Genomic DNA, 20,866 nt, shown 5'->3' with positions numbered 1-20,866 from the left:
CTTGACCCCGAATCAATGACAACGCTCTGAATCCTGCATCTTGAAGTCACTTGGGTATAAGAGTCATTTACAAGGAGGAGCGACATGTACCGTTATGTCAGTTCGCCAAAAGCGTCAAAGTACATAGTACCGCCGCCACTGCATCGTGAGTTGTCGTGTATGGATGTGCCGGAGTCAGAACTAGAGATGCGTGAAATTCTGAACAATTGGTTTGCCGATGGATTGGCGCCGATCATTCAAAATGAAGACAATGACATCTCTGCTAATGAGCAACAGCGCTTTAAGCAGCTCAGCCGCACGGTGGGTGTGCTACTGCGTAATAAAGATTACTACTTCGCCACTAAGCGGATTCTTTCGTTGTGGGATCAAGACTGCTTAGAAACGACTTACGTTAATTATCTGATTTTACGTAGTGAGCGCATACCATACTTCAAATAAGCCCTATTTATCGGCTTAAAATAGTGATTTACATGGTTTTCTTAGTAACTTTTGATACCAGTATTTAACATTTTTGTAAACATCGTTATATTTAAGGCTCATCGTTGTCAGGAGTTTATGGATGAACCTTACGATATCAGGGAAGTTGCAGCTCAGTTTTGTGCTGCTAGCCGTACTTTTTATGGCATCAGCGGTATTCACGTATCGCAACGTCACCACCGTAGAGCAATACGCCTCTTCGTTACTTAAATCTGATCTACCGACCGTCGACACCAGTCGCGGTATCCAACAGTCCGTTCAAGCGTCGCTGTCTTCTATTCGAGCCTACATGTTGCTAGGTGGCGATGAAGAGGCTAGCGCACGTCTCAGTGAGGACGTACGCAATATCATGGCTTCAACAGACGAGTCGCTTCCGACGTTGCAGGCTTTGATCTCTGAACAGGATTTTCAAGCGATTCAAAACCAGTGGGATGCGGTCAAAGTCTCTTTGAACAAGCTGATTGAACTTAGCCACAGTGACGAGAACTTACCCGCGCACAACCTCTTTATTAACGAAGCGGCACCCATTGCAGAAGTTGCACTTGATCAGCTTCAAAGCTTAATCAATGAAGAGTCGGGAAACCCATTTGGTGGAGACAGAAAACGTCTGTTTAAAGTCTATGCCGACAGTTATACCTCCCTCGCCAATGCTCTGTCCGCCTTGCGAGATTTCCTGTTGTACGGGCAGCAAGATCACCTAGATAAATACCACGACTTGATTAAATACCACAATCAGTCTGTGGCGGAAATCGACAGTAAACTCGACAGACTAACTGATAACGACCAATCATTGTGGTCACTGTTTAAGGAAATGCAGCAACTGTACTTTCCTTTAGCAGAGCAGGTAATTGCATTGCGTCAATCGCCAGAGTGGAACGAATCAAACTTGCTGATGGCGAATGAACTGTTGCCAGCAGCGGATGCCCTAGACCAAAGTTTAGAAACGATCGTATTGGCTCAGCAAAGTCGTGCTGATCAAAGCGGACAGGGTATTAATCAGTCGATCAAGAACGTACTGACCACTATGTTGATTGCAGCGGCATTGGTTTTGTTTGCCGCAGTAGCGATTTCAAAATACATGGGCAATACCATTGGTCGCCGAGTGAAAAACTTGTCGGAGCGTGCAAAGACGATCGCTTCAGGAGACGTTTCTCAGCCCCCGCTCACCGTTGTTGGGAAAGATGAATTGGCAGACCTTACCGATTCGATTAACCGCATGAACCAATCGTTAGCGAGCATCGTGGCAGGGGTGAGTGAGAAAGCGCACCAAGTGGATACCAGCATGGGGGCTTTATTGGAATCGGCGCAAGTCACCTCATCGAATGTAGAACAGCAACAGACCAGCATTGTTGAAATGGGAAGCCAATTGGATGAAATCGCTTTAGCAGCGCGTAACACTCTAGATCAAGCCAATCAATCTGTGCAGAAGCTTTCTGATTCAAAAGGCGAGATTGAACAAGGTCGCGATGCTTTAGAGCAAAACAAAGTCACCATGGAAAGTTTGCACGGCAGCATTGAAACTGCGAGTACGCAAGTCACACAGCTAAGCAAAGAGAGCGAAGCCATTGGTCGAGTGACGGAAGTGATTGAAGGTTTGGCAGAGCAAACTAACTTACTGGCATTGAATGCCGCGATAGAAGCAGCGCGCGCAGGTGACCAAGGGCGAGGCTTTGCGGTTGTGGCGGACGAAGTGCGTATGTTAGCGACGCGCACTACTCAATCGACGACGGAAATCAACGGCATTATCAACGCGATTCAACGCTCGACCAATTCGGTGGTTGAGGAGATTGAACACAGTCAATCACTTGCGGAGCAGGGCGCTGAGCACATTGAAAAAGCGGTAACTCGTTTGCTTGTTACTACTGAGCAAATAGGTTCCTTGAATGAGCAAATGGCAGAACTTGCAGCAGCGGCAGAGCAGCAATCTCATGCGACCAATTCGATCACTGGATTGATGTCCGGTATTACTCAATCAGTGGATGAAGTTTCGAATAACAGCCAACGTGCATCAGAGACATCATTGCAAGTAAAAGAGCAAGTTACTGAGCTGAATCAACAGATGGCAACTTTCAAAACGGCGTAGATAAGGTTTACATCTTTCATCGACTTTTGAACGTTAACCAAATAGTAAAAAAGCCCCAATCCTTTTTACACAAAAAGGGTTGGGGCTTTTTGTTGGATGATACGCCGATATTCGTCTGCTTGCTCATTGGATTTGGCTATTTAAATCATAGCTAAAACCAAATTCTCTTCGCCGAGCCGGAGTCGTAATATGACTCCATCGGCAGCAAATACTGCAAAAGAATTTTTAAACTTTATACCAATCCCGGTAAGAGAATCGTTCGTTACTACGATTGGTATCATCCTTCTAGGAGCAAGATTATGAACAAACAAGTAAGCCTAATTGGTCTAGACAGCGAACAATCAGCACAACTAGCTCAACAGTTAAATCAACTGCTAGCGCATTACCAAGTGTTGTACATGAACTCTCGCGGTTACCACTGGAACATTAAAGGTGCGCAATTCTTCGAACTGCACGTAAAATTTGAAGAGATTTACACTGATCTACAAACAAAAATCGATGAGCTTGCAGAGCGTATTCTAACTTTGGGTCATACGCCAGCGCACGCATTCAGCAACTACTTGGAAGCAAGTGAAATTAAAGAACATCAAAACGCGACTTCTGGTGAGGAGTGTGTACAAGGTCTGGTTCAAGGCTTTAGCGTTCTACTTCTAAAACAGCGTGAGATTCTACAAAACGCGGGTGAAGCAGATGACGAAGGTACAGCGGCATTGATGGGTGACTACATCCGTGAGCAAGAAAAATTAATGTGGATGCTTAACGCTTACCTACAAGGTTAAGCAGCGCATCACCCAAGCAATCCTTGGGAACGCATGAAACAATCGGGAATAAGTCATAAGGGGCACGTTGGTGCCCCTTTTTTTGTTTGCGTATTTTATATGTGTGCTTTATTTGCGTGGTAAGGATTGGAAATGGCTCAATAAATCGCTGAGTTCATTAAGCGCCAACGAGGCTGAATCATTGAAAGTTTCTTGATTACCGTGATGAACAAGGCAAGAGGGCATCTGTGCGTTATACGCTGCCTGTAAGTCGTAAAGGTAATCGCCGACATAAAGCACTTCATCAGGCATCAAACGCCACTCTTTCGCCAATACCTGAAGAGACAAAGGGTCTGGCTTGGGCGGGAAGCATTCACGAGTGATGACTCGTTCCACTGAGATTTGGTTGTGTTCTAGTTTGCGCTGCGTGGCGATTTGACAGTTGCGCGTCACGATAGCGGTTTTGATTTCATTTTGATGCAAGTGGGCGAGTAATTCATGGCAGCCAATCATTGGAGCAGACTGCTCAGCATCAGAAATCTCGTAATCAAATATCACGTTATGAGCGTGCTCTCTATGGTGAGGATGCTCAAGTGCGTCGACAAAATCCAATAGATCTTCACTCTGCGGACAACCTAGCTGTTGTCGCAATTCGCCGAAGTTCATATCAGAACTCACCAAGGTGTTGTCTAAATCAAACACCACGGCTTTAATTTTATCGAGCTGTAAAGGGAATGGAATCATAATGACCTCGTACAACTTAACCGAACTATCGTTTTAAAAAACAAAAGGTTATTGTTAAGTTTAGATTCTTCTGCTTAGATTGTACGAAAATAAATCACTAGTACGTCACAAATTAAATAGTCTTAACGATTTTAGTGTTTGATTACCTTTCCTCAAGACGAAAGATTTTGCCGCTGTCGGTAGAAAAGTAGATATAGCCATCGGGGCTGATGGTTATATCTCTTACTCGCTCTCCAAGACTCTCCATCAATCTTTTTGATTCGGTGAGCTTGCCATTATCAATAGAAACCACGTTGATGTGCGCCAGTTTCAATGCGCCTGCGAGGATTTTCCCGTCCAATTCTGGGTATTTATCACCACGGTACAAAATCATATTACTGGGCGCGATAGAAGGGATGTATACCAGTTTTGGATCTTCCATTCCCGGTAACGACTTAGCTTCCCCGACGTCCAACGGACCCCAATACTCTTTACCATGAGAGACTTTTGCCCAGCCGTAGTTCGCGCCTTTCTTGATTAGATTAATTTCATCGCCACCCCGTGGTCCATGTTCAATAGACCACAGCTGTTTTGTTGCTTCGTCGTAAAACATACCTTGTGGGTTACGGTGCCCGTAACTCCATATCTCATGACGAGCTTCGGAAGGTTTGAATGGGTTGTCTTGCGGAACCGAACCATCAAGATTAAGGCGTAGAATACTGCCAGCATGGGTTTGAGTGTCTTGTCCATTATCACGTTCGCCACGGTCACCGATTGAGAAGTAAACTTTATCGTCTACAAATGAAATTCGACTGCCGTAGTGGCGACCTGTATCGGTGAAGGCATCAGCAACAAAGAGATCTTTCCAACCTACAAGCTGATTGTTTTGCAATTGCGCCGTCGCTAACGCCACCGTATTGCCTTTGCTCGTACGCTTGCTGTAGGTAAAGAAGAGTTGCGGGTTTTGCTTATCGGCATTCGGTGCGAGCGCAACATCCAATAAGCCGGCTTGTCCACTGGTGTTCACATCGGGAACGTTAAACAGCTTTTGAGGTTTGCCTGTGGTGATATCCAGCAACGAAACCGTACCGTTCTTTTCATTGACGATAACGCGTTGGCTATCTAAGAACTCGATCCCCCAAGGGATCTGAAATCCATTCGCCACTTCGTTAGCGCGGTATTCGGCAGCGTTGGCAGAAAAGGATAAACAAGCGAGTAGGGCAGCAGCAATCGTTCTCATGGTTCCTTCCAATATGAATCGTATTAATGCTTAAAAGCTAACACTAAAAGAGAACGTTTTGCAGAGCATGGATTGTATAAGAATGTAAAAAAATCCCCGATACGAGATCGGGGATTGAATTAAGGCTAGAGAATTGTTTATGTAGCGAGATTACATCGCTTCTTCGAAGATCTTAGAGATTTCTTCGTGAGTTGCTTGTTTAGGGTTAGTGAAACCACAAGCGTCTTTCAGTGCGTTATCTGCTAGTGTTGGGATGTCTTCTAGTTTCGCACCAAGCTCTTTAATACCTGCTGGGATACCCACATCTTTCGCTAGAGTAACGATAGCGTCGATTGCTGCCGCTGCACCTGCTTCAGCAGACATGCCTTCTACATTTACGCCCATTGCTTTTGCTACGTCACGTAGACGCTCAGGACATACTTGCGCGTTGTAACGCTGTACGTGAGGTAGAAGAATCGCGTTACAAACACCGTGTGGAAGGTCGTAGAAACCACCTAGCTGGTGTGCCATTGCGTGTACGTAACCTAGAGACGCGTTGTTGAATGCCATACCCGCCATGAACTGTGCATATGCCATTTGTTCACGAGCTTCTAGATCTTCACCATTTTTCACTGCTGTGCGTAGGTGCGCTTGGATAAGCTCAATCGCTTTAATTGCTACCGCATCAGTGATTGGTGTTGCCGCGATAGATACGTAAGCTTCAATCGCGTGAGTTAGGGCATCCATACCTGTTGCCGCAGTTAGCGAAGCAGGTTTAGCGAGCATTAGCTCTGGATCGTTTACCGAGATAAGCGGTGTTGTGTGCTTATCAACGATTGCCATCTTGATGTGACGCTCTTCGTCAGTGATGATGCAGAAACGCGTCATTTCAGATGCAGTACCCGCCGTCGTGTTGATCGCGATAAGTGGCATCATTGGTTTTGCAGATTGGTCTACGCCTTCGTAATCTGCGATTTTGCCGCCGTTAGAAGCAACAAGCGCGATACCTTTCGCACAGTCGTGTGGTGAACCACCACCTAGAGAGATAACGAAGTCACATTCGTTATCAGTAAGAAGTGCTAAGCCGTCGTTAACGTTGCTGATAGTCGGATTTGGTTGAGTGCCATCGAACACAACGGTTGCAACATCGCGCTCAGTGAGAAGGTCTTGAACTTGTTTGACTACACCGATTTGGTTAAGGATCTTATCCGTAACGATCAAACCTTTTTTAAAGCCTTGAGATTGGATGCTGTCTGCTGCGTCTTTCAAACAACCAGCGCCCATTAGGTTTACCGTAGGGATAAAAAATGCACTTGTCATATTGGATAGCTCCGTCGTTATTTTTAATAATCTTTCTTAATTTGCCATTTACTGTCGCACATTCGTTTCCAGATTGAAGTTGATCTGAAGCAAGTTTACCTACTTAGAGGTACTTGCAAGAGAAAAACTGTGACAGTGATCTTGTTGCACTGCGTATAAGTGCAACACTGATATAAAGTAGAACAAATATGAAACTATGGACGCAAACGATTGGCGGAAATTGACTTCTGACGCGGATATATCTCTAAATTCGACTAAAGTATAAAAAATCCCCATTAATAACTTAATTATCAATGGGGATAGAGAAGTGTTTTATAAGATAACTACTAATAATTAAGCTATTTTAATCAGCTTTGATACTAACTTTTCGATACCTGAAGCTGCTTGAGAGATATTCTCTGCCAACATGTAAGCAGGGGTTGAAAGTACGAGGTGTTTTTCATCAAAAACGATGTCTTCGACAGGGCACGTGGTGTGTTCACCGCCCATTTGATTAAATGCTATTGAGACTGCCTCATCGTTGCCTACCGTTCCTTTCACGCCTTGCTCATAAATCATCGGAATAATGACAGGAGAAATACACAGATAGCCAGCTGGTTTTTTCGCATTAGCAAACGCGCGACAAGCTTGAGCTACGTGTGTGTTAATGGAGCACTCTGCACCTGAAACGGCGAAGTCGGTTAAGTTTTTCGCAGCACCAAATCCACCAGGAAGCAGTAGGGCATCGTATTCATCAACGTTAAGTTTGGCAACATCGTCAATGTTTCCGCGTGCGATACGAGCTGATTCGATCAAGACGTTACGGGTTTGATCCATTTCGTCACCAGTTAGGTGATTGATGACATGGAGTTGGTCAATGTTAGGTGCAAAGCAGTGCCAAGTTGCCCCTGCTTTCTCGATGGCGTAGAGCGCCAACACTGCTTCGTGGATCTCAGAACCGTCGTAAACGCCTGAACCACTTAAAATGACTGCGACTTTTTTCATGTTTGGATTCCTTTACTCTGAACGTTCCTTAGATTGCTCTTCGCTATCTAGACCATGCGTTTCCGAGTGTGTTTTAACGTTTTCACTCTCGTTGCCATCTTCATCATAGTAGCGCACAACAAAGGGTGTAAGCATAACACTAGAGGGCAGAAAATGTTTCATATCAACTCCAACGGCTTAATAGAATGATTTTTATACTGATTTTTATAAAACAGTACGTTGAACCTGATCATTTTTGAGTTAAGCTGACGTTTCCTTTGGCATTCGTGAGTGGTAGGTCACATGAAATCAGTGCAATTTCGTTTCACACTTTATGGTTGTATCGCGATTCTCTCTTGGAGTTGTCTGCTTGGCATCGCGAGGTTGGTTACGGAGAGTTTAGGTCCTGTAGGCGGGGCAGCCATGTTGTACTCTCTTAGCTCTGTTTTCCTTCTTATCGTGGTCGGTATTCCAAAGTTGTCTTACTTTTCTCCCAAGTATCTTGTGCTTGGTGGTGCGATGTTCGTTTGTTATGAAATATTTCTCGCTCTATCTTTGGGATATTCCAACTCGCGCGCGCAGGCAATTGAGGTGTCGATTGTCAACTACCTTTGGCCCGCACTGACGGTTTTATTTGCGGTCCTTGGCAGCAATAAAAAAACAAACTGGTTGCTTTATCCAGCAGTTACGCTGGCGTTTGTTGGGGTTGCTTGGACTGTGAGCGGTGAGAATGGCTTATCCATAACTCAGATCATGTCCAATGTTAGTAGTAACCCTCTGGTGTATTTTATGGCTTTCGCTGGCGCGGTTATATGGGCTTTTTATTGCAACTTAACCCAAAGGCAGCAATCTAAACATAATGCGATTACCCTGTTTTTTATTGCAACAGCTGTTTCGCTTTGGGTCAAATACGCGTTTACGGATGAGCCACCAATGACATTCAGTTGGGAAGCGATGGGGTACTTAGTGGCCTCTGCGGCTTTAATGGCTGGTGGTTATGGTTTATGGAATATCGCGATCGTTGGCGGCAATATGGTTTTTCTCGCCACCTTGTCTTACTTCACACCCATTTTTTCCGCTTTATTTTCTTCCATTATTCTTGGCGTAACTCTGAGCCATAGCTTTTGGCAGGGCGTTGTGATGGTAACGGTGGGTTCGCTGATGTGTTGGTTAGTCACCAAAGAGAAGCGCGAAGCTGCTGGGTAAGTTACCAACGAGATCGGAGAATTTAAGTGAGCAACGAACAGATCTCCCTTGCGAGCTGTATTCGAAAACGAAGCAACTAAATCGAAAAAATTAAAAAAGCTCCCGAGATTGGGAGCTTTTTATTGAGTTTTAACGGCTCTTTGGTGGCGCTCTAATAAGCGACGTTCAAGTGTAGTTGAAGCTTGAATCTGTGCTTCGACAGTCGCTTGATAAGCTGCTTACGAGTGTGCTCTAGTGTATCAAGCTCCAATGTGTCGTCATCAATATGTACGTCCACATTTACTCGTAGCTCTTGGCCAACCTTCGTTACGCCAGCCAGTTTCAATTGATGCTCAGTTACTTTTTCAATCTCAAGAACATCTTTGCCAACGCTCTGACACAGCTCTTTGCTTGGTGCCATCATTAGTAGTTCACGTAAGGCACCTACTAGCATATCGAACGGTACTTTGAGGAAGTAAAAGCCCATTAAAACCATCATCATGGGGTCGGCATATACCGCATACTCAGAGAATGGCGTTAGTGAAACAGCCCAAGCCGAGATAAATCCTACGGTCACCGCCACACTTAGCAGAGTATCCATTTGCCACTGTTTTTTCTCCGCTTCAATCAAGCCTGATGAGAAGCGGCGGCTGCGTTTCGCCATAAACCACCAAGCGTAACCACAGCCGATAACATTCACAACGCCGAATAAGGTCGCAATAGAAGCATCGACCTCACGACCTCCAGACATCAATGCTGATATCGCAGAGTAGAGAGAGAAGCTTACAACCACTAAAATGACGGCTGCTTTTATCGCAATAACGATTGGTTCTAAGACCGCTTTTCCAAATGGGAATACAGATTTTGAAGGCTTGTTAATATAGTAAGAAGCGGCCAGTGACAATAAAGTTAACAGTAAGCTGACCAAAGAGTAAACACCGTCAAACACGATGACAATTGAGCCTACAAGCAAGCCAAGTACCATACCACCAGCAGCGAACCCAGATGCCAAAAGGGCTGAAATGGTTAGAATACGGTTTTCGTTTTTGCTTGTCCTGTCACACATAAAAGATGCCTTTGAATTTTAATACCTTACTATTCTTCGCTCATAAGGTAATTTAGGCAACCACAAAGTGACCAGTAACTAATCTAAAAAATTGCGTTTTTATTTATATTCCTATAAAACAATGGCTTACTGTGATTTTTTGGTGTCAGTAAAATTGACGCTCACTGATAAAATGTTTAGAAGTCAAATAAATACTCGCTCAATTTATCTGCTAACCACGTCATTGCTGGATGCTCAGTATGGCCGTTAGGTGAAAACATACAGTAGTCTTCTTGCGTCAATCCGTATGTGTGTTTGATAACGGCGAGCTTCTGCTGACGAAGGTAATGGCGGATTAATGGTTCTGGAAGCACGCCCCAAGCGTCTTCTTCTAAGATGGTGTTCAGCATGTAGTCAAAACTCGAAAAACCAATATATCGAGTCGAGAAAGGTTGCAGTTCAGGGTTGTCTTTCTCATTTAGGTACACCATTAGTGCTTGCATCTGACTACGTAGATCTTCGTCTGAGACACGGCGCATCTTACTTAGGCGGTGTTCTACACTGCATACTGACATCATACGTATCTTGCCTAATGGGTTATATACGATACGAGGATCGTCTACTCGCTCATAATCAACGCCGAAAGCAAAATCTACTTGGTGGGTACTGACCAAGTTGGCTAAGTCGCCACTGGATGCCAAGATTAAGTTGAAGGTTGTTGAAGGAAAGCGGTTATTCAATGTATGAGATAATTCTTGCCAGAGATCATCAGGTAAGGAGTCGTCACGTGCTACCCAAACTTCCGCGTTAAACCCTTCCGAGATTTGAGCGCAGGTCTTTCTGACCCGTTGTGCGATGATAAGTAGGTGTTCGCAATCTTTGTAAATGGCTTTCCCAGCTTCAGAGAGGGTGAGCTGGTTGCCAGTTCGGTTAAACAATTCAACGTCGAGATCTTTCTCTAATGCCTTAATCGACATACTGAGTTTGGTACGATTGCAGTCGAGTTGCCTTGCCGCTTCAGAAACAGAACCACACTCAGCGATGGTGCAGAAGGCTTCTACTTGAGTTAAGTTCATGATTTGACACAACCAATAAATGAATTCAAATAATTTGGGTATTATGCAGATGCGCTCCCAAAGCCATGAAAGATTATCGAAAAAAACGCGAATCCGCCAGATAAGTCTATGGTCTTTTAACGGTTTTGCGGTAATCTATGTGGGTTACAAAAAGTGAACATGGAGGCCACGATGGCACAAGATTGGGACGGCTTAGCAAAAAACTGGGAATCAAATCCAGCAACAGAGCAATTTGCGCAGTCGGTGTTTGAGCAGTTACAACAGCTAACTCAGCTTGATGGCATTAAAGTACTAGATTTTGGATGCGGAACAGGGCAGTTAAGTCAACGATTGTCACCGATGGTTAAAGACATCGTAGCATTAGACGCATCGGAAGCCATGATTGAGGAACTCGATAAAAAAGAGCTCGTCAACGTAGAACCTGTGGTAGATGCATTATCTCGCGGCTTGGTCGCTCAGCACCCTGCGTTTCGTGGACAGTTCGACTTGGTGGTTGCATCATCAGTTTTAGCGTTCGTGGAAGACTTAGACGCGTCATTAACGATCTCGCATTCTCTACTTAACCACGGCGGCTATTTTGTTCATTTTGATTGGATTGCAGAATGTGAACAAGACGGTTTTACCCTTGCGAAGTCTGAGCGTGCACTGAAAGAAGCAGGCTTTACTGAAGTTGAATCGCAACACGTTTTTGACATTGTATCTGACGGTAAAACAATGTCGGTATTAATGGGGCTTGGTCGCCGCTAATACTGCTGAATAAAGAACACAAAATGACAAAAGCGAGCTAACAAGCTCGCTTTTTTCTTATCTGCTGAGGGTATATGTAACTTCACTTGCTCTAAACAAGTCGTCGTGGTGCAGGCAAGGACATACTCGAACAACTTAGTCTTCGGAGGTTATTTTGAGACGACTATCCTGCGTATCTCCTCCAGCACTTCAGGGTTGGCTATTGCGCCTAAATTTTCGACGCTTCGGTTGTTAACGACTTGCTTAACGGCTAACTCGACCAGCTTTCCTGAGCGTGTCTTAGGTATATCGCTTATTGCGTAAATTGCACTAGGTACATGCCTTGGAGAACATGCAGACTTTAGCTGTGCTTTGATGGAAGCGATCATCTCGTCATTGAGCTCTACCCCTTTGACTAATTGGACAAACAGCCATATTTGTTCGTTGCGATCGACTTCTTTTCCTACTGCGATCGAATCTAGAATACCGTCTATACAGTTCACTTGCTGATAGATTTCGGCCGTGCCGATTCTTACGCCACCGGGATTCAACGTGGTATCACTTCGACCATAAAACACGTATCCCCCAACGCTGGTCTGTTCAACATCATCGCCGTGGTGCCAAATATTGTCGAATTTATCCCAATAAGCGCGATGATATCTCTCACCGGTGTCGTTCCAAAAGCCAGCAGGAAAGTTGGGTAATGAATTGGCGCAAACCAACTCACCGCGCTCTCCCATTACGCTATTACCTTGTGGGTTAAAGACTCGGACATCGACCCCTAACCCTGCTGATTGGCACTCTCCCCGATAAACGGGAGAAATAGGGTTGCCTAATACAAAGCAGCCACAAATGTCTGTTCCGCCAGAAATCGAGGCGAGGTGTACATCTTCTTTAATGTGCTGATAGACATAATCAAACTGTTCTGGATACAGAACAGAGCCCGTTGAGCAAATGGTTTTCAGACTTGGAAATGCATCACTTTTCTGCGGAGAAAAAGATGCTTTTTCCAGCGCCTCTAGGTATTTTGCTGAGGTTCCAAATAGCGTCACTTCGGCTCGTTCTGCGAGGTCCCAGAGCACATCATGAGTGGGGTAAACAGGGCTACCATCAAAAATCACCAAACATGCACCGCTCGCGAGTGAAGAAACGTGCCAGTTCCACATCATCCAACCGCAGGTCGTGTAATAAAACACGCGTTCGTTCGGTTGAATATCGCAATGCAGTTGATGCTCTTTCAAGTGATTAAGCACCGTTCCGCCGACGGAATGAACGATGCATTTCGGTTTGCCTGTTGTGCCTGAAGAATAGAGCACAAATAGCGGATCGTTAAAATTCACACGAGTAAAAGTCAGCGCTTCGGGTGTGTATTGATTCAGGACGTTTTGCCAATCTTGGGTGCAGACATCGCATTCAAAAATGTGTGGTTTAAGGTAGCTAATTTGGCAAACTTGTTTAAGACCATCAAGATGATCCGCAATATGCTGGTTTTTCTCAGACATATCGAAAGTTTTGCCATTGAATGTATAGCCATCACAAGTAAACAGGATTTTGGGTTTCACTTGACCAAAGCGCTCCAAAACGCTTTCGACGCCAAAATCAGGTGAGGTGGAAGTCCAGGTCGCCCCTAAACTGGTGGTTGCTAGCATAGCTATCACCGTTTGAGGTAGGTGAGGTAAATAACCAGCGACGACATCACCTTGCTTAATTCCACATTCTTTCAACCATTGCTGCACACTCGAAACTTCTTCGCACAATTGTTTCCAGGTGTAGGTCTGTTTTTCTTCACGTTCATTTTCAAACCAAATCGCGAGATCATCGGGTTGGTGACACGCGTAGGTTAGCAAATTTTCGGCGTAGTTAATTTGCGCGTTTGGGAACCATTTTATATCCCTATTTTCAACAGGTTGCTGCCAGCGACTTTCTGCTCGCTCTTTTATGGTCTCTCCCTGAGTGCCAATGACGTCGCAGAATAGCCAAACTTCCTGCCAAAACTTTTCTACATGATCGAGTGACCATTGATGCAGATCAGCGAAGCTTTCAAGGGTATTTCCTTGTCGATTAATGTGTTCAATAAACTGTGTAATGTTGGCTTCTTCGATACGACTTTCGCTCGGGTGCCATACTTTGCTGCTCTCGCGCATAGGTCCCTCTATAACAAAGTGATAACAGGTTTTAGTTTGAGAGGAATACACGATAAAGTCAAACAAGCCAGAGATTATATCGTGTCATAAAAATCATGCAGTTATGATGCATTGTAAACAATATGTTACATCGGGATGGTGCTGAGAAAATCGCGCAGGGATTGGAAGCTCTTAAGACTACAGATAGGCTTAATGTAAAGGATTTGTTAATGGAGATGAGCCATGACGCAGTATCGTTCTAAACCCGTAAACCAGGAAGGCAGGGTTGAATGGAGCCGTGAAGAAGACGCCATTTGGCGAGATTTGGTAACACGACAAATGGGTGTGATCCAAAACAGAGCTTGTGAGGCTTATTTACACGGTTTGACGCTGCTTGATTTACCTCAAGACCGCGTTCCTCAGTTACCAGAAATTAATCGTGTCTTGATGGAGACAACAGGTTGGCAAGTGGAGCCCGTTCCCGCGCTTATTGATTTCGACCGATTTTTTAATCTACTCGGTAATAAGCGCTTTCCAGTCGCCACATTCTTGCGTACAAGAGATGAGTTCGATTACTTACAGGAGCCAGATTTCTTCCACGAAATATTTGGTCATTGCGCGATGTTAACCAACCCAGACTTTGCTGCATTTACCGAGCATTATGGTCAACTAGGGCAAGCCGCTACCCCAAAACAAAGAGCCTATCTCGCTCGTCTCTACTGGTTTACCGTAGAGTTTGGTTTGGTGAAAGAAGGGGACAAAACCAAAATTTACGGTGGTGGTATTCTTTCATCTCCTGGCGAAACCCTCTACGCATTAGAGAGTGATGCAGCAATTCGCGACCCATTTGAATTACAAACTGTGCTGAGAACGCCTTATCGTATCGACATCATGCAACCGAAGTACTACGTGATTGATGACTTTTCTCAGCTTTTTAAAATCAGTCAGTTGAATTTATTGAAACAAGCCGATCTAGCGATTGAAGCTGGACTGCTTCCTCCACTTTTTGAACCAAAGGAACCTGCTCATGTTGAATGAACAAAAATGCGAAGCTTGTAGTATCGATGCCATTGCACTAAGCAAAGAAGAACAACAATCTCTGCTGCTGCAATTGTCTGATTGGCAGATCATTGAAAGAGAAGACATACCTCAACTAGAAAAGGTGTATAAATTTAAGAACTTCAAACAAGCATGGGCTTTCAGTAACAAAATCGCGGAACTGGCAGAAGATGAGTTCCACCATCCTTCTATTATGTTGGAGTGGGGTAAGGTCACCGTAACTTGGTGGAGTCACTCGATCAAAGGTCTGCATAAGAACGATTTTATCTGCGCATCAAAATGTGACGCGCTAGCATCGGCAGAGTAGGACATTACCTCATAAAAAACGCCCGGCTTACGTCGGGCGTTTTGGTTCTAAATGACTTTTACATTACTTTATAGATTGATTCGGAAGACGGATGTCGTGCCAGATACCTCATTGCCAACAGCGATAAAATGACTACCATTACGGGTAAAGTAATTGATGGATTCTGGGCCTAAATCGCCTGCTTTTGGATTGTATGTGTCGTTGGTGCATTCTCCACCTTCCACTTGTGTACACACTGGCTGACTGTAATCACGACGGTTTACGTAATGTAGGAACTGCACTTGTTTCGGATCGGTAATGTCATAAATCATAATACCGCCTTGGCGCTCTAAGCCGATGAACACGTAATGGCGACCGTTAATTTGTGCTACTTCAATCGCCTCTGGCTCAATGCCTTTATCATCACTTCGGTCATCGCCACTGTGATTGTTATCGTTGGTACTGTTGAAGTTTTTACCTTCATTCAGCAGCGCGATGGTCGCGAAATCGTCACCACTATCGAAGACCAACTTGCCATTTTCATCCCAAATCGAGAATGAACGCGCGCCAAATGCTTGAACATTCTCTTGTGCAGAAAGCGTTTGTTCCGGCTTAATCACTTTTAAACGCGCGAGTTGTTTGTTGTCTTTTAGTGCTTCTGCCAGTGGGTGCTCTGCTGCTACTTTCAGCTTCTTACCGCGCACTTCATCAACATGGCTTAGACAGGTCCCTTGCTCAGATGTGTATTCATCTGTACCAAGGAAATCGTCTTCATCCCACATCAAGCCTGCTTTGTCGCAGTGTTCTTGAGTGGTTTTGAATCCGTACTCACGCCCGTCTCCTTCATTTGCAGATACGATGTAAGTACTCCCATCCACTGAGTAGCTGTCGATGGTGTCAGGCATAAATAAGCCAACCAGTTGTGGGTAGCTTTTCAAGTTTCCAATAATTTTGTCTTTGTTAGATGCATCGAGTTTAGCGTCCGACCAAGACTTCTCACCTAAGCCAACAATTTTTTCTACCGATTTGCTCACTGGATTGACGATTGCCATGGCGTTATTTTCTTGTAGCGCGACATAGATTTTACCGTTATCTGCAAAAGTGAGGTATTCAGGCTCTAGATCTTGTGCGATGGTGGCGTTTGGCCCCGAAATACGTACATTCATTGGAAGCTCTGCTTTTCGTGAGCCATCAAACTCGTTAAAGCCAATTTGTGACACTTCTGCTTGAGTAACACCAAGGCTCAGATCGATCAAAGTGACGCTACCTTCAGGATCGACGCTGTAATCGCTGTTTGGTTCGCCCTCATTAGCGGTTGCGATGTATCGGCCATCTTTCGAGAAGCCCACCATGTCTGGCAATGCGCCTGTTGGGAACGTCGTGACTAATGACAAATCGTCGGAGCGGTACAAACCAACAATACCATTCGCTTGTTTATTACTGTTTTCAATCGCAACCGCGACCAAACCATTGAATACAGCGACACTGTTTGCAGCGCCAATTTCAACGCCCGCTGCTTCGCCAGCGCTGTTGAGATCAATGAATGCGGTTTGCGTTGGTACGCCGTTGTCATCCATAGAAAGTACATCGACACGTTTTGCTTCAGCATTGATCACATAGAGCTTATCTGTACAGGCGTCATAACTGACGATTTCAGCTGCCGATGTGTCGAATGGGGCATCAGCAACGGATGTCCCGATAAACGTTAACCCTTGAATTGAAGTTTCCCCAGCAACGGGCGCAGTGGTAGGTTTGCATTGTGTAGCGAATGAAGCCACGGTATCTTCGGGTTGTGATGAACACGCGATGGCAAGTGATGACAATGCGAGTGCACCGATTGCCTTTAAAGGGGTGATCATGATATCTCCTTATCAATCCGATACGTTGTCAATCAGCATGGGGTTTATGCTTCTGTCCATTTCCGCAATTGGAATGATGGAACGCTGAATGACGTGTGATTTGGTAAGGCTCTGAATATATGTATGATTGATGACTCTTATATTGGCTTTTTATGAAACTAATGTGTCATCAAAATGATGAAGTAGGGATAGAGGAATAATGGAATTAAAATCGTTTTTAGATTTGTTGGCAGCTTCACCAGAGCAGGTCGAATTTGAAGCAACGATGGCGGTGATCGAAGAAAACTATACGTTTGAGCCAACCGCTTTTGTTAATGGTGAGACGCAAAACAACGCGGGTGAGAACAACGGTTCGTGTAAGATCTTCGCTTTCGGCTTGCTAAATAACCTAGACAAAGAAGCGACGCTAGCCTGCTTTGGCCGTTTTTATCGTGAAGATGTATTGCAGCATCCAGAGAATAGCGATCACCAGAATATTCGTAATTTTATGGTAACAGGGTGGGATGGTATTAAGTTTGAAGCACCCGCTTTAACCGCTAAATAAACACCAGTCAGAAAACGCAGAACAGTAAGCCAGTCGTATTATGCGACTGGCTTTTTTTCTAGACATTTTCGGCACAAACACAACTGGTTGGCGCTTGGCTTGGGTAAATCACGGGTTTCAATAGTAAAGCACCAACAGGTTTCTTTGCCTGCGTCGATATCACAATGGGCTTGAGTCCCGCACTCAGGACAATTGTGCGTTGAATCTTTTCCTGCGATTTGTTCGATAATCGCATCTCGTTGGAGATCGGTTTTGCCTTTCCATTGGATGATTTCATCCATCGTTCGGTGACAACCAGAGCATATTCCGGCGTTATTTTTACATGCTGCTCGACAAGGTGACTTCATTGCTTTCTCGTTCCATTTTTTATGCCGCGTACTCTAGCACAAAGCGAGTCAAGGCCGCCAAAATAAACGTGAGTGCGATTTACTGGTGAGGAGAGGGCGGCAGTGATATTCTTGGACGAGTTACCTCAAATCTTTGTCACTTATGTTAGAAAAAGAAAACCTCATTAAACTCGCTAGAATGCAAATGCCATTTGGGAAATACGCAGGGCGAGTGTTAATCGACCTACCTGAAGAATACTTACTGTGGTTCGATAAAAAGGGCTGGCCAAGCGGCGAACTAGGGGATTTGCTCAAGCTGTGTTTAGCGCTCAAAATTGAAGGCTTAGATAGTGTCGTGAAGCCTTTGAAGCGTATGTAACTAGCCACAGAAACTGCCACTTTTAATGAAAAGACTTATTATGAATTTTGATATCGATGCACTGAAACACCACCAATTGGTCGAAGATGGTAAATTAGAGGGATGTTACATTCATCAGCCAGCTCAAGGTAGCCAGCAAGATGACAAAGCTGTTTTGGCAGAGCGCCAAGCGTTGGAAAAAATGGGGTATAAGGTAATACAGGTAAAAGCTAAAGGCGGGACAACAACGTTTGCCGAGGCGATGCAAAAGCTTGCGAAGGAAACTGGTCACCTGCCTAAGGAGTAAGTGAGTGTAACCTGCCACAGCCTTACAAGTTCTCCCACCAGACTATTTTTTCATTCAAAAGAGCCAGACCGTTAGGCTGACTCTTTTTGGGCCATTCAGTCCTAGCACTGTATCCTTTTGGTGTGTGTACCAATTAGATTATACCGTTTACAATTGAGAACGCTTATTTAGAGAAATAAGTATCCACGCAAATGTACATGCTTTATCAGTGATTTAACTATAGGAAATCTAGAGAAAGGATTAAAGAGTAGATTCTTCAGGATCTGCGTATAAAATAGAATCAAGAGCCCAATCGGATAAATCATAAGAGAAGGACTCTGTACCATGAAGCATTCCCCACATTGAGTTAATATTTCTTATATCCCAATTGCTTATGTCCTGATTAAAAGATTTGGCTCCGTAGAACATAATATAAGTACTATTCACTCCAGTAACATCCCAGTTGGAGATGTCTTGATTAAAATTCTCTGCTTGATAAAACATACCTTTCATGTAGTGCACAGAACCCGTGTTCCAAGATGAGATATCTCCATTAAATTTACTCGCTCCATGAAACATATACGACATATATCGTACACTAGTTGTATCCCATTCTGATAAGTCTTGGTTGAATTTTCTCGCCAGATAAAACATGTAGGACATATTTTCAACATTACTTACATCCCAGAGATTTATGCTATGATCGAATGATACAGCATTAGCAAACATACCTTCCATAGTCTTGACTTTGCTTACATTCCAGCTTGAGATATCCTGATCGAAAGACTTTGCCTTAGCAAACATTCCATTCATATCCTCAACCTTGCCAACGTTCCAGTTTGAAATATCTTGGTTAAAAGAGCTAGCACCACCGAACATAGTTCTCATATTGGTCACATTGGAGACATTCCATTTTGATAGGTCTTGATTAAAAGAGTCTGCTTTCCAAAACATTCCCGCCATGTTGGTTACATTACTAACATCCCAATTAGAAATATCCTGGTTAAAGGAATGCATTTCATAAAAAAGCTTACTCATATCTGTTATTTCAGAAGTATCAACGTTTGATATATCCTCCTTGAAGTAGAGCATCGCCTTAATATCATCGACAGTAACCTTCATTGGAAGAAATTTGGGTCTATGCTCATCCGTCAGCGCTGAAGTCATTTCATCATCATCGTAATTGAAAGTCATATAGTTGGCCACATTCAAGACATTCCAAGCACTCAAGTCCTGATTAAAGGTCCTAGCCGCAAAGAACATGGCTGTCATATCCGTCACATTACTAACATTCCACCCCGATATGTTCTGGTTGAAAGAATGAGTATGGCTAAACATATTGGTCATATTGGTAACGTTACTAACATCCCATCCAGAGATATCCTGATTAAACGCTTTAGCATCATGAAACATATAGGACATGTTAGTAACGTTACTAACATCCCATCTAGAGATATCTTGGTTAAATGTATGCCTATGAGCAAAAAGTCTACTCATATCTTTAATTTTAGAAACATCTACCTGAGTTACATCTCTACCTGCTTTGATCATTTCAACCAATTCTTGCCGCATAAGCGGATGTGTTGGGGTAGCTTCTTTTTCGCAGCCTGCCAGTAAAAATAATCCTATCAAAAGAATTGGCTGTAACTTCTGCATTATCTTCCCTTATTCAATAAAACTTAACCTGTTGTATATTATGTCTATTCTACTATAAAAAACAGACGAAGCTTTCCATATACAAGGTGCCCCTCTAAATTTTAGTTGACCACTACAACACAACTGTTCAGCATATGTTTTATTTTTAAACTCCATATCAGCAATGGCTAACATACTTACAGTATCTGTTTATATTAGCCTCAATGTTGTTTCTAATGACTTATCCCCAATCATCAAATGAATGATTGGTACGTTCACGTCATTATGTTCCAGTCATACTGCAAAAGTGCTTCTACCGATTAGTATGCTAGGATGCTCACCATCTTTTAACCGCAAAGAATTTTGTTAACTGTCCATTCTTCTTCACAATATCACGAACTTGGATGCGGTATATCTCTAGTGTTGTCATTCCACTATCCAAGAATAACCTCATTAGACAAGCATTTAGCTCTGGTATTTAGGTAATGACCTTGAAGAGTCAAGCTTTGCCTTTATCCTCGGTGAGCGTGGGTAGTGCCATGTGTGTTATTTCCTGTTTTACATCAAGAAACACACACGCTAGCAGTGGCAAGCTAAGAAATCAGTGATCTAGATATTGGTGTGATTGGCTTTAAGGGAAAACTGAATGATTGTCATTGCTCATTCATTTGCAATGAATAAAAATTTTTTATAGGCCAAAATTAAGTAACGTCAGGCGGAGCATGTGAACTAAAACGCTAATAAGATGGTACGCCCCACACCTGCACTACACTCAGCTATGTCGCTGAATATTGGGAGGTGCCATCATGTCGGCA

21 protein-coding genes are annotated in these 20,866 nt (G+C 43.9%); 10 read left to right on the top strand and 11 right to left on the bottom strand.

All coding sequences use genetic code 11. The annotated features are described in order from the left end of the window. The first annotated feature begins 84 nt into the window (after nucleotides 1-84). The 3 genes from R7E29_RS19485 to R7E29_RS19475 all read left to right on the top strand — a co-directional run bounded on the left by R7E29_RS19485 (nucleotide 85) and on the right by R7E29_RS19475 (nucleotide 3,339). Entirely contained in the window at nucleotides 85-438 is a 354-nt protein-coding gene (locus R7E29_RS19485; RefSeq protein WP_054577123.1) for a hypothetical protein, read from the top strand. A 121-nt stretch (nucleotides 439-559) separates the two neighbouring features. Further along, complete coding sequence (locus R7E29_RS19480) at nucleotides 560-2,560, top strand: methyl-accepting chemotaxis protein (protein WP_054577124.1); 2,001 nt, start codon at nucleotides 560-562, stop codon at nucleotides 2,558-2,560. Between the two features lie 299 nt (nucleotides 2,561-2,859). Then, a complete protein-coding gene (locus R7E29_RS19475) occupies nucleotides 2,860-3,339 on the top strand; it encodes a Dps family protein (RefSeq protein ID WP_005388254.1) in 480 nt (159 codons plus the stop codon). Between the two features lie 108 nt (nucleotides 3,340-3,447). Here R7E29_RS19475 and R7E29_RS19470 read toward each other — a convergent pair whose 3' ends face one another. The 5 genes from R7E29_RS19470 to R7E29_RS19450 form a co-directional block, all read right to left on the bottom strand. After that, nucleotides 3,448-4,062, bottom strand: coding sequence for an HAD family hydrolase (locus R7E29_RS19470; RefSeq protein ID WP_005375585.1), 615 nt, complete (start codon nucleotides 4,060-4,062; stop codon nucleotides 3,448-3,450). 142 nt (nucleotides 4,063-4,204) lie between these two features. Next, a complete protein-coding gene (locus R7E29_RS19465; protein WP_054577125.1) occupies nucleotides 4,205-5,281 on the bottom strand; it encodes a PQQ-dependent sugar dehydrogenase in 1,077 nt (358 codons plus the stop codon). A gap of 150 nt (nucleotides 5,282-5,431) precedes the next feature. After that, a complete protein-coding gene (yiaY, locus tag R7E29_RS19460; protein WP_039988101.1) occupies nucleotides 5,432-6,580 on the bottom strand; it encodes an L-threonine dehydrogenase in 1,149 nt (382 codons plus the stop codon). Nucleotides 6,581-6,913: 333 nt separating this feature from the next. Next, nucleotides 6,914-7,564, bottom strand: coding sequence for an isoprenoid biosynthesis glyoxalase ElbB (gene elbB / locus R7E29_RS19455; RefSeq protein WP_054577126.1), 651 nt, complete (start codon nucleotides 7,562-7,564; stop codon nucleotides 6,914-6,916). A gap of 12 nt (nucleotides 7,565-7,576) precedes the next feature. Continuing rightward, a complete protein-coding gene (locus tag R7E29_RS19450; RefSeq protein WP_170960375.1) occupies nucleotides 7,577-7,726 on the bottom strand; it encodes a hypothetical protein in 150 nt (49 codons plus the stop codon). 120 nt (nucleotides 7,727-7,846) lie between these two features. Between R7E29_RS19450 and yddG the strand changes: the two genes are divergently transcribed. Further along, complete coding sequence (gene yddG / locus R7E29_RS19445; RefSeq protein ID WP_042521459.1) at nucleotides 7,847-8,749, top strand: aromatic amino acid DMT transporter YddG; 903 nt, start codon at nucleotides 7,847-7,849, stop codon at nucleotides 8,747-8,749. 151 nt (nucleotides 8,750-8,900) lie between these two features. Here the strand turns inward: yddG and R7E29_RS19440 are convergent, their stop codons facing one another. Continuing rightward, on the bottom strand, nucleotides 8,901-9,794 hold the full coding sequence (locus R7E29_RS19440; protein WP_054577127.1) for a cation diffusion facilitator family transporter: 894 nt from the start codon (nucleotides 9,792-9,794) through the stop codon (nucleotides 8,901-8,903). 176 nt (nucleotides 9,795-9,970) lie between these two features. Further along, nucleotides 9,971-10,849 (bottom strand): LysR family transcriptional regulator, encoded by an 879-nt coding sequence (locus tag R7E29_RS19435; RefSeq protein WP_005375568.1) that lies wholly within the window; start codon nucleotides 10,847-10,849, stop codon nucleotides 9,971-9,973. 171 nt (nucleotides 10,850-11,020) lie between these two features. On the opposite strand from R7E29_RS19435, the gene R7E29_RS19430 reads away from it, so the two are divergent. After that, entirely contained in the window at nucleotides 11,021-11,596 is a 576-nt protein-coding gene (locus tag R7E29_RS19430) for a class I SAM-dependent DNA methyltransferase (protein ID WP_005375567.1), read from the top strand. Between the two features lie 149 nt (nucleotides 11,597-11,745). On the opposite strand, the gene R7E29_RS19425 is transcribed toward R7E29_RS19430, so the two are convergent. Further along, nucleotides 11,746-13,719 carry an acetoacetate--CoA ligase gene (locus R7E29_RS19425; protein ID WP_054577128.1) on the bottom strand — a complete coding sequence of 658 codons (1,974 nt, stop codon included), beginning with the start codon at nucleotides 13,717-13,719 and terminating at the stop codon, nucleotides 11,746-11,748. A 222-nt stretch (nucleotides 13,720-13,941) separates the two neighbouring features. On the opposite strand from R7E29_RS19425, the gene phhA reads away from it, so the two are divergent. Further along, nucleotides 13,942-14,736 (top strand): phenylalanine 4-monooxygenase, encoded by a 795-nt coding sequence (gene phhA / locus R7E29_RS19420; RefSeq protein ID WP_005375564.1) that lies wholly within the window; start codon nucleotides 13,942-13,944, stop codon nucleotides 14,734-14,736. Continuing rightward, on the top strand, nucleotides 14,726-15,064 hold the full coding sequence (locus tag R7E29_RS19415; protein WP_054867569.1) for a 4a-hydroxytetrahydrobiopterin dehydratase: 339 nt from the start codon (nucleotides 14,726-14,728) through the stop codon (nucleotides 15,062-15,064). The genes phhA and R7E29_RS19415 overlap by 11 nt, the downstream gene beginning before the upstream one ends. Before the next feature lie 68 nt (nucleotides 15,065-15,132). Here the strand turns inward: R7E29_RS19415 and R7E29_RS19410 are convergent, their stop codons facing one another. Next, the gene (locus R7E29_RS19410; protein ID WP_213906716.1) at nucleotides 15,133-16,902 is read right to left on the bottom strand and encodes a choice-of-anchor I family protein; all 1,770 of its coding nucleotides are present in this window, start codon (nucleotides 16,900-16,902) and stop codon (nucleotides 15,133-15,135) included. A gap of 199 nt (nucleotides 16,903-17,101) precedes the next feature. Between R7E29_RS19410 and R7E29_RS19405 the strand changes: the two genes are divergently transcribed. Beyond that, the gene (locus R7E29_RS19405; protein WP_046873686.1) at nucleotides 17,102-17,446 is read left to right on the top strand and encodes a HopJ type III effector protein; all 345 of its coding nucleotides are present in this window, start codon (nucleotides 17,102-17,104) and stop codon (nucleotides 17,444-17,446) included. Nucleotides 17,447-17,484: 38 nt separating this feature from the next. Here R7E29_RS19405 and R7E29_RS19400 read toward each other — a convergent pair whose 3' ends face one another. Next, a complete protein-coding gene (locus R7E29_RS19400; protein ID WP_213906715.1) occupies nucleotides 17,485-17,793 on the bottom strand; it encodes a cysteine-rich CWC family protein in 309 nt (102 codons plus the stop codon). Between the two features lie 142 nt (nucleotides 17,794-17,935). Between R7E29_RS19400 and R7E29_RS19395 the strand changes: the two genes are divergently transcribed. Together R7E29_RS19395 and R7E29_RS19390 are read left to right on the top strand one after the other, a co-directional pair. Beyond that, nucleotides 17,936-18,151, top strand: a complete 216-nt coding sequence (locus R7E29_RS19395; RefSeq protein WP_005375557.1) for a DUF3820 family protein — start codon at nucleotides 17,936-17,938, stop codon at nucleotides 18,149-18,151. 40 nt (nucleotides 18,152-18,191) lie between these two features. Next, the gene (locus R7E29_RS19390) at nucleotides 18,192-18,437 is read left to right on the top strand and encodes a hypothetical protein (protein WP_046873683.1); all 246 of its coding nucleotides are present in this window, start codon (nucleotides 18,192-18,194) and stop codon (nucleotides 18,435-18,437) included. A gap of 240 nt (nucleotides 18,438-18,677) precedes the next feature. On the opposite strand, the gene R7E29_RS19385 is transcribed toward R7E29_RS19390, so the two are convergent. After that, entirely contained in the window at nucleotides 18,678-20,072 is a 1,395-nt protein-coding gene (locus R7E29_RS19385) for a BspA family leucine-rich repeat surface protein (RefSeq protein ID WP_053303747.1), read from the bottom strand. Between the last annotated feature and the right edge of the window lie 794 nt (nucleotides 20,073-20,866).

Source organism: Vibrio sp. Vb1729 (assembly GCF_033338655.1).
Classification (GTDB): Bacteria; Pseudomonadota; Gammaproteobacteria; order Enterobacterales; family Vibrionaceae; genus Vibrio; species Vibrio alginolyticus.
This window is presented reverse-complemented; position numbering and strand designations above follow the sequence as displayed.

What these genes read in the sequence shown, in the direction of transcription:
- R7E29_RS19485 (WP_054577123.1), top strand. Translation starts at nt 85, where the DNA reads ATGTACCGTTATGTCAGTTCGCCAAAAGCGTCAAAGTACATAGTACCG.
- R7E29_RS19480 (WP_054577124.1), top strand. Translation starts at nt 560, where the DNA reads ATGAACCTTACGATATCAGGGAAGTTGCAGCTCAGTTTTGTGCTGCTA.
- R7E29_RS19475 (WP_005388254.1), top strand. Translation starts at nt 2,860, where the DNA reads ATGAACAAACAAGTAAGCCTAATTGGTCTAGACAGCGAACAATCAGCA.
- R7E29_RS19470 (WP_005375585.1), bottom strand. Translation starts at nt 4,062, where the DNA reads ATGATTCCATTCCCTTTACAGCTCGATAAAATTAAAGCCGTGGTGTTT.
- R7E29_RS19465 (WP_054577125.1), bottom strand. Translation starts at nt 5,281, where the DNA reads ATGAGAACGATTGCTGCTGCCCTACTCGCTTGTTTATCCTTTTCTGCC.
- yiaY (WP_039988101.1), bottom strand. Translation starts at nt 6,580, where the DNA reads ATGACAAGTGCATTTTTTATCCCTACGGTAAACCTAATGGGCGCTGGT.
- elbB (WP_054577126.1), bottom strand. Translation starts at nt 7,564, where the DNA reads ATGAAAAAAGTCGCAGTCATTTTAAGTGGTTCAGGCGTTTACGACGGT.
- R7E29_RS19450 (WP_170960375.1), bottom strand. Translation starts at nt 7,726, where the DNA reads ATGAAACATTTTCTGCCCTCTAGTGTTATGCTTACACCCTTTGTTGTG.
- yddG (WP_042521459.1), top strand. Translation starts at nt 7,847, where the DNA reads ATGAAATCAGTGCAATTTCGTTTCACACTTTATGGTTGTATCGCGATT.
- R7E29_RS19440 (WP_054577127.1), bottom strand. Translation starts at nt 9,794, where the DNA reads ATGTGTGACAGGACAAGCAAAAACGAAAACCGTATTCTAACCATTTCA.
- R7E29_RS19435 (WP_005375568.1), bottom strand. Translation starts at nt 10,849, where the DNA reads ATGAACTTAACTCAAGTAGAAGCCTTCTGCACCATCGCTGAGTGTGGT.
- R7E29_RS19430 (WP_005375567.1), top strand. Translation starts at nt 11,021, where the DNA reads ATGGCACAAGATTGGGACGGCTTAGCAAAAAACTGGGAATCAAATCCA.
- R7E29_RS19425 (WP_054577128.1), bottom strand. Translation starts at nt 13,719, where the DNA reads ATGCGCGAGAGCAGCAAAGTATGGCACCCGAGCGAAAGTCGTATCGAA.
- phhA (WP_005375564.1), top strand. Translation starts at nt 13,942, where the DNA reads ATGACGCAGTATCGTTCTAAACCCGTAAACCAGGAAGGCAGGGTTGAA.
- R7E29_RS19415 (WP_054867569.1), top strand. Translation starts at nt 14,726, where the DNA reads ATGTTGAATGAACAAAAATGCGAAGCTTGTAGTATCGATGCCATTGCA.
- R7E29_RS19410 (WP_213906716.1), bottom strand. Translation starts at nt 16,902, where the DNA reads ATGATCACCCCTTTAAAGGCAATCGGTGCACTCGCATTGTCATCACTT.
- R7E29_RS19405 (WP_046873686.1), top strand. Translation starts at nt 17,102, where the DNA reads ATGGAATTAAAATCGTTTTTAGATTTGTTGGCAGCTTCACCAGAGCAG.
- R7E29_RS19400 (WP_213906715.1), bottom strand. Translation starts at nt 17,793, where the DNA reads ATGAAGTCACCTTGTCGAGCAGCATGTAAAAATAACGCCGGAATATGC.
- R7E29_RS19395 (WP_005375557.1), top strand. Translation starts at nt 17,936, where the DNA reads ATGTTAGAAAAAGAAAACCTCATTAAACTCGCTAGAATGCAAATGCCA.
- R7E29_RS19390 (WP_046873683.1), top strand. Translation starts at nt 18,192, where the DNA reads ATGAATTTTGATATCGATGCACTGAAACACCACCAATTGGTCGAAGAT.
- R7E29_RS19385 (WP_053303747.1), bottom strand. Translation starts at nt 20,072, where the DNA reads ATGCAGAAGTTACAGCCAATTCTTTTGATAGGATTATTTTTACTGGCA.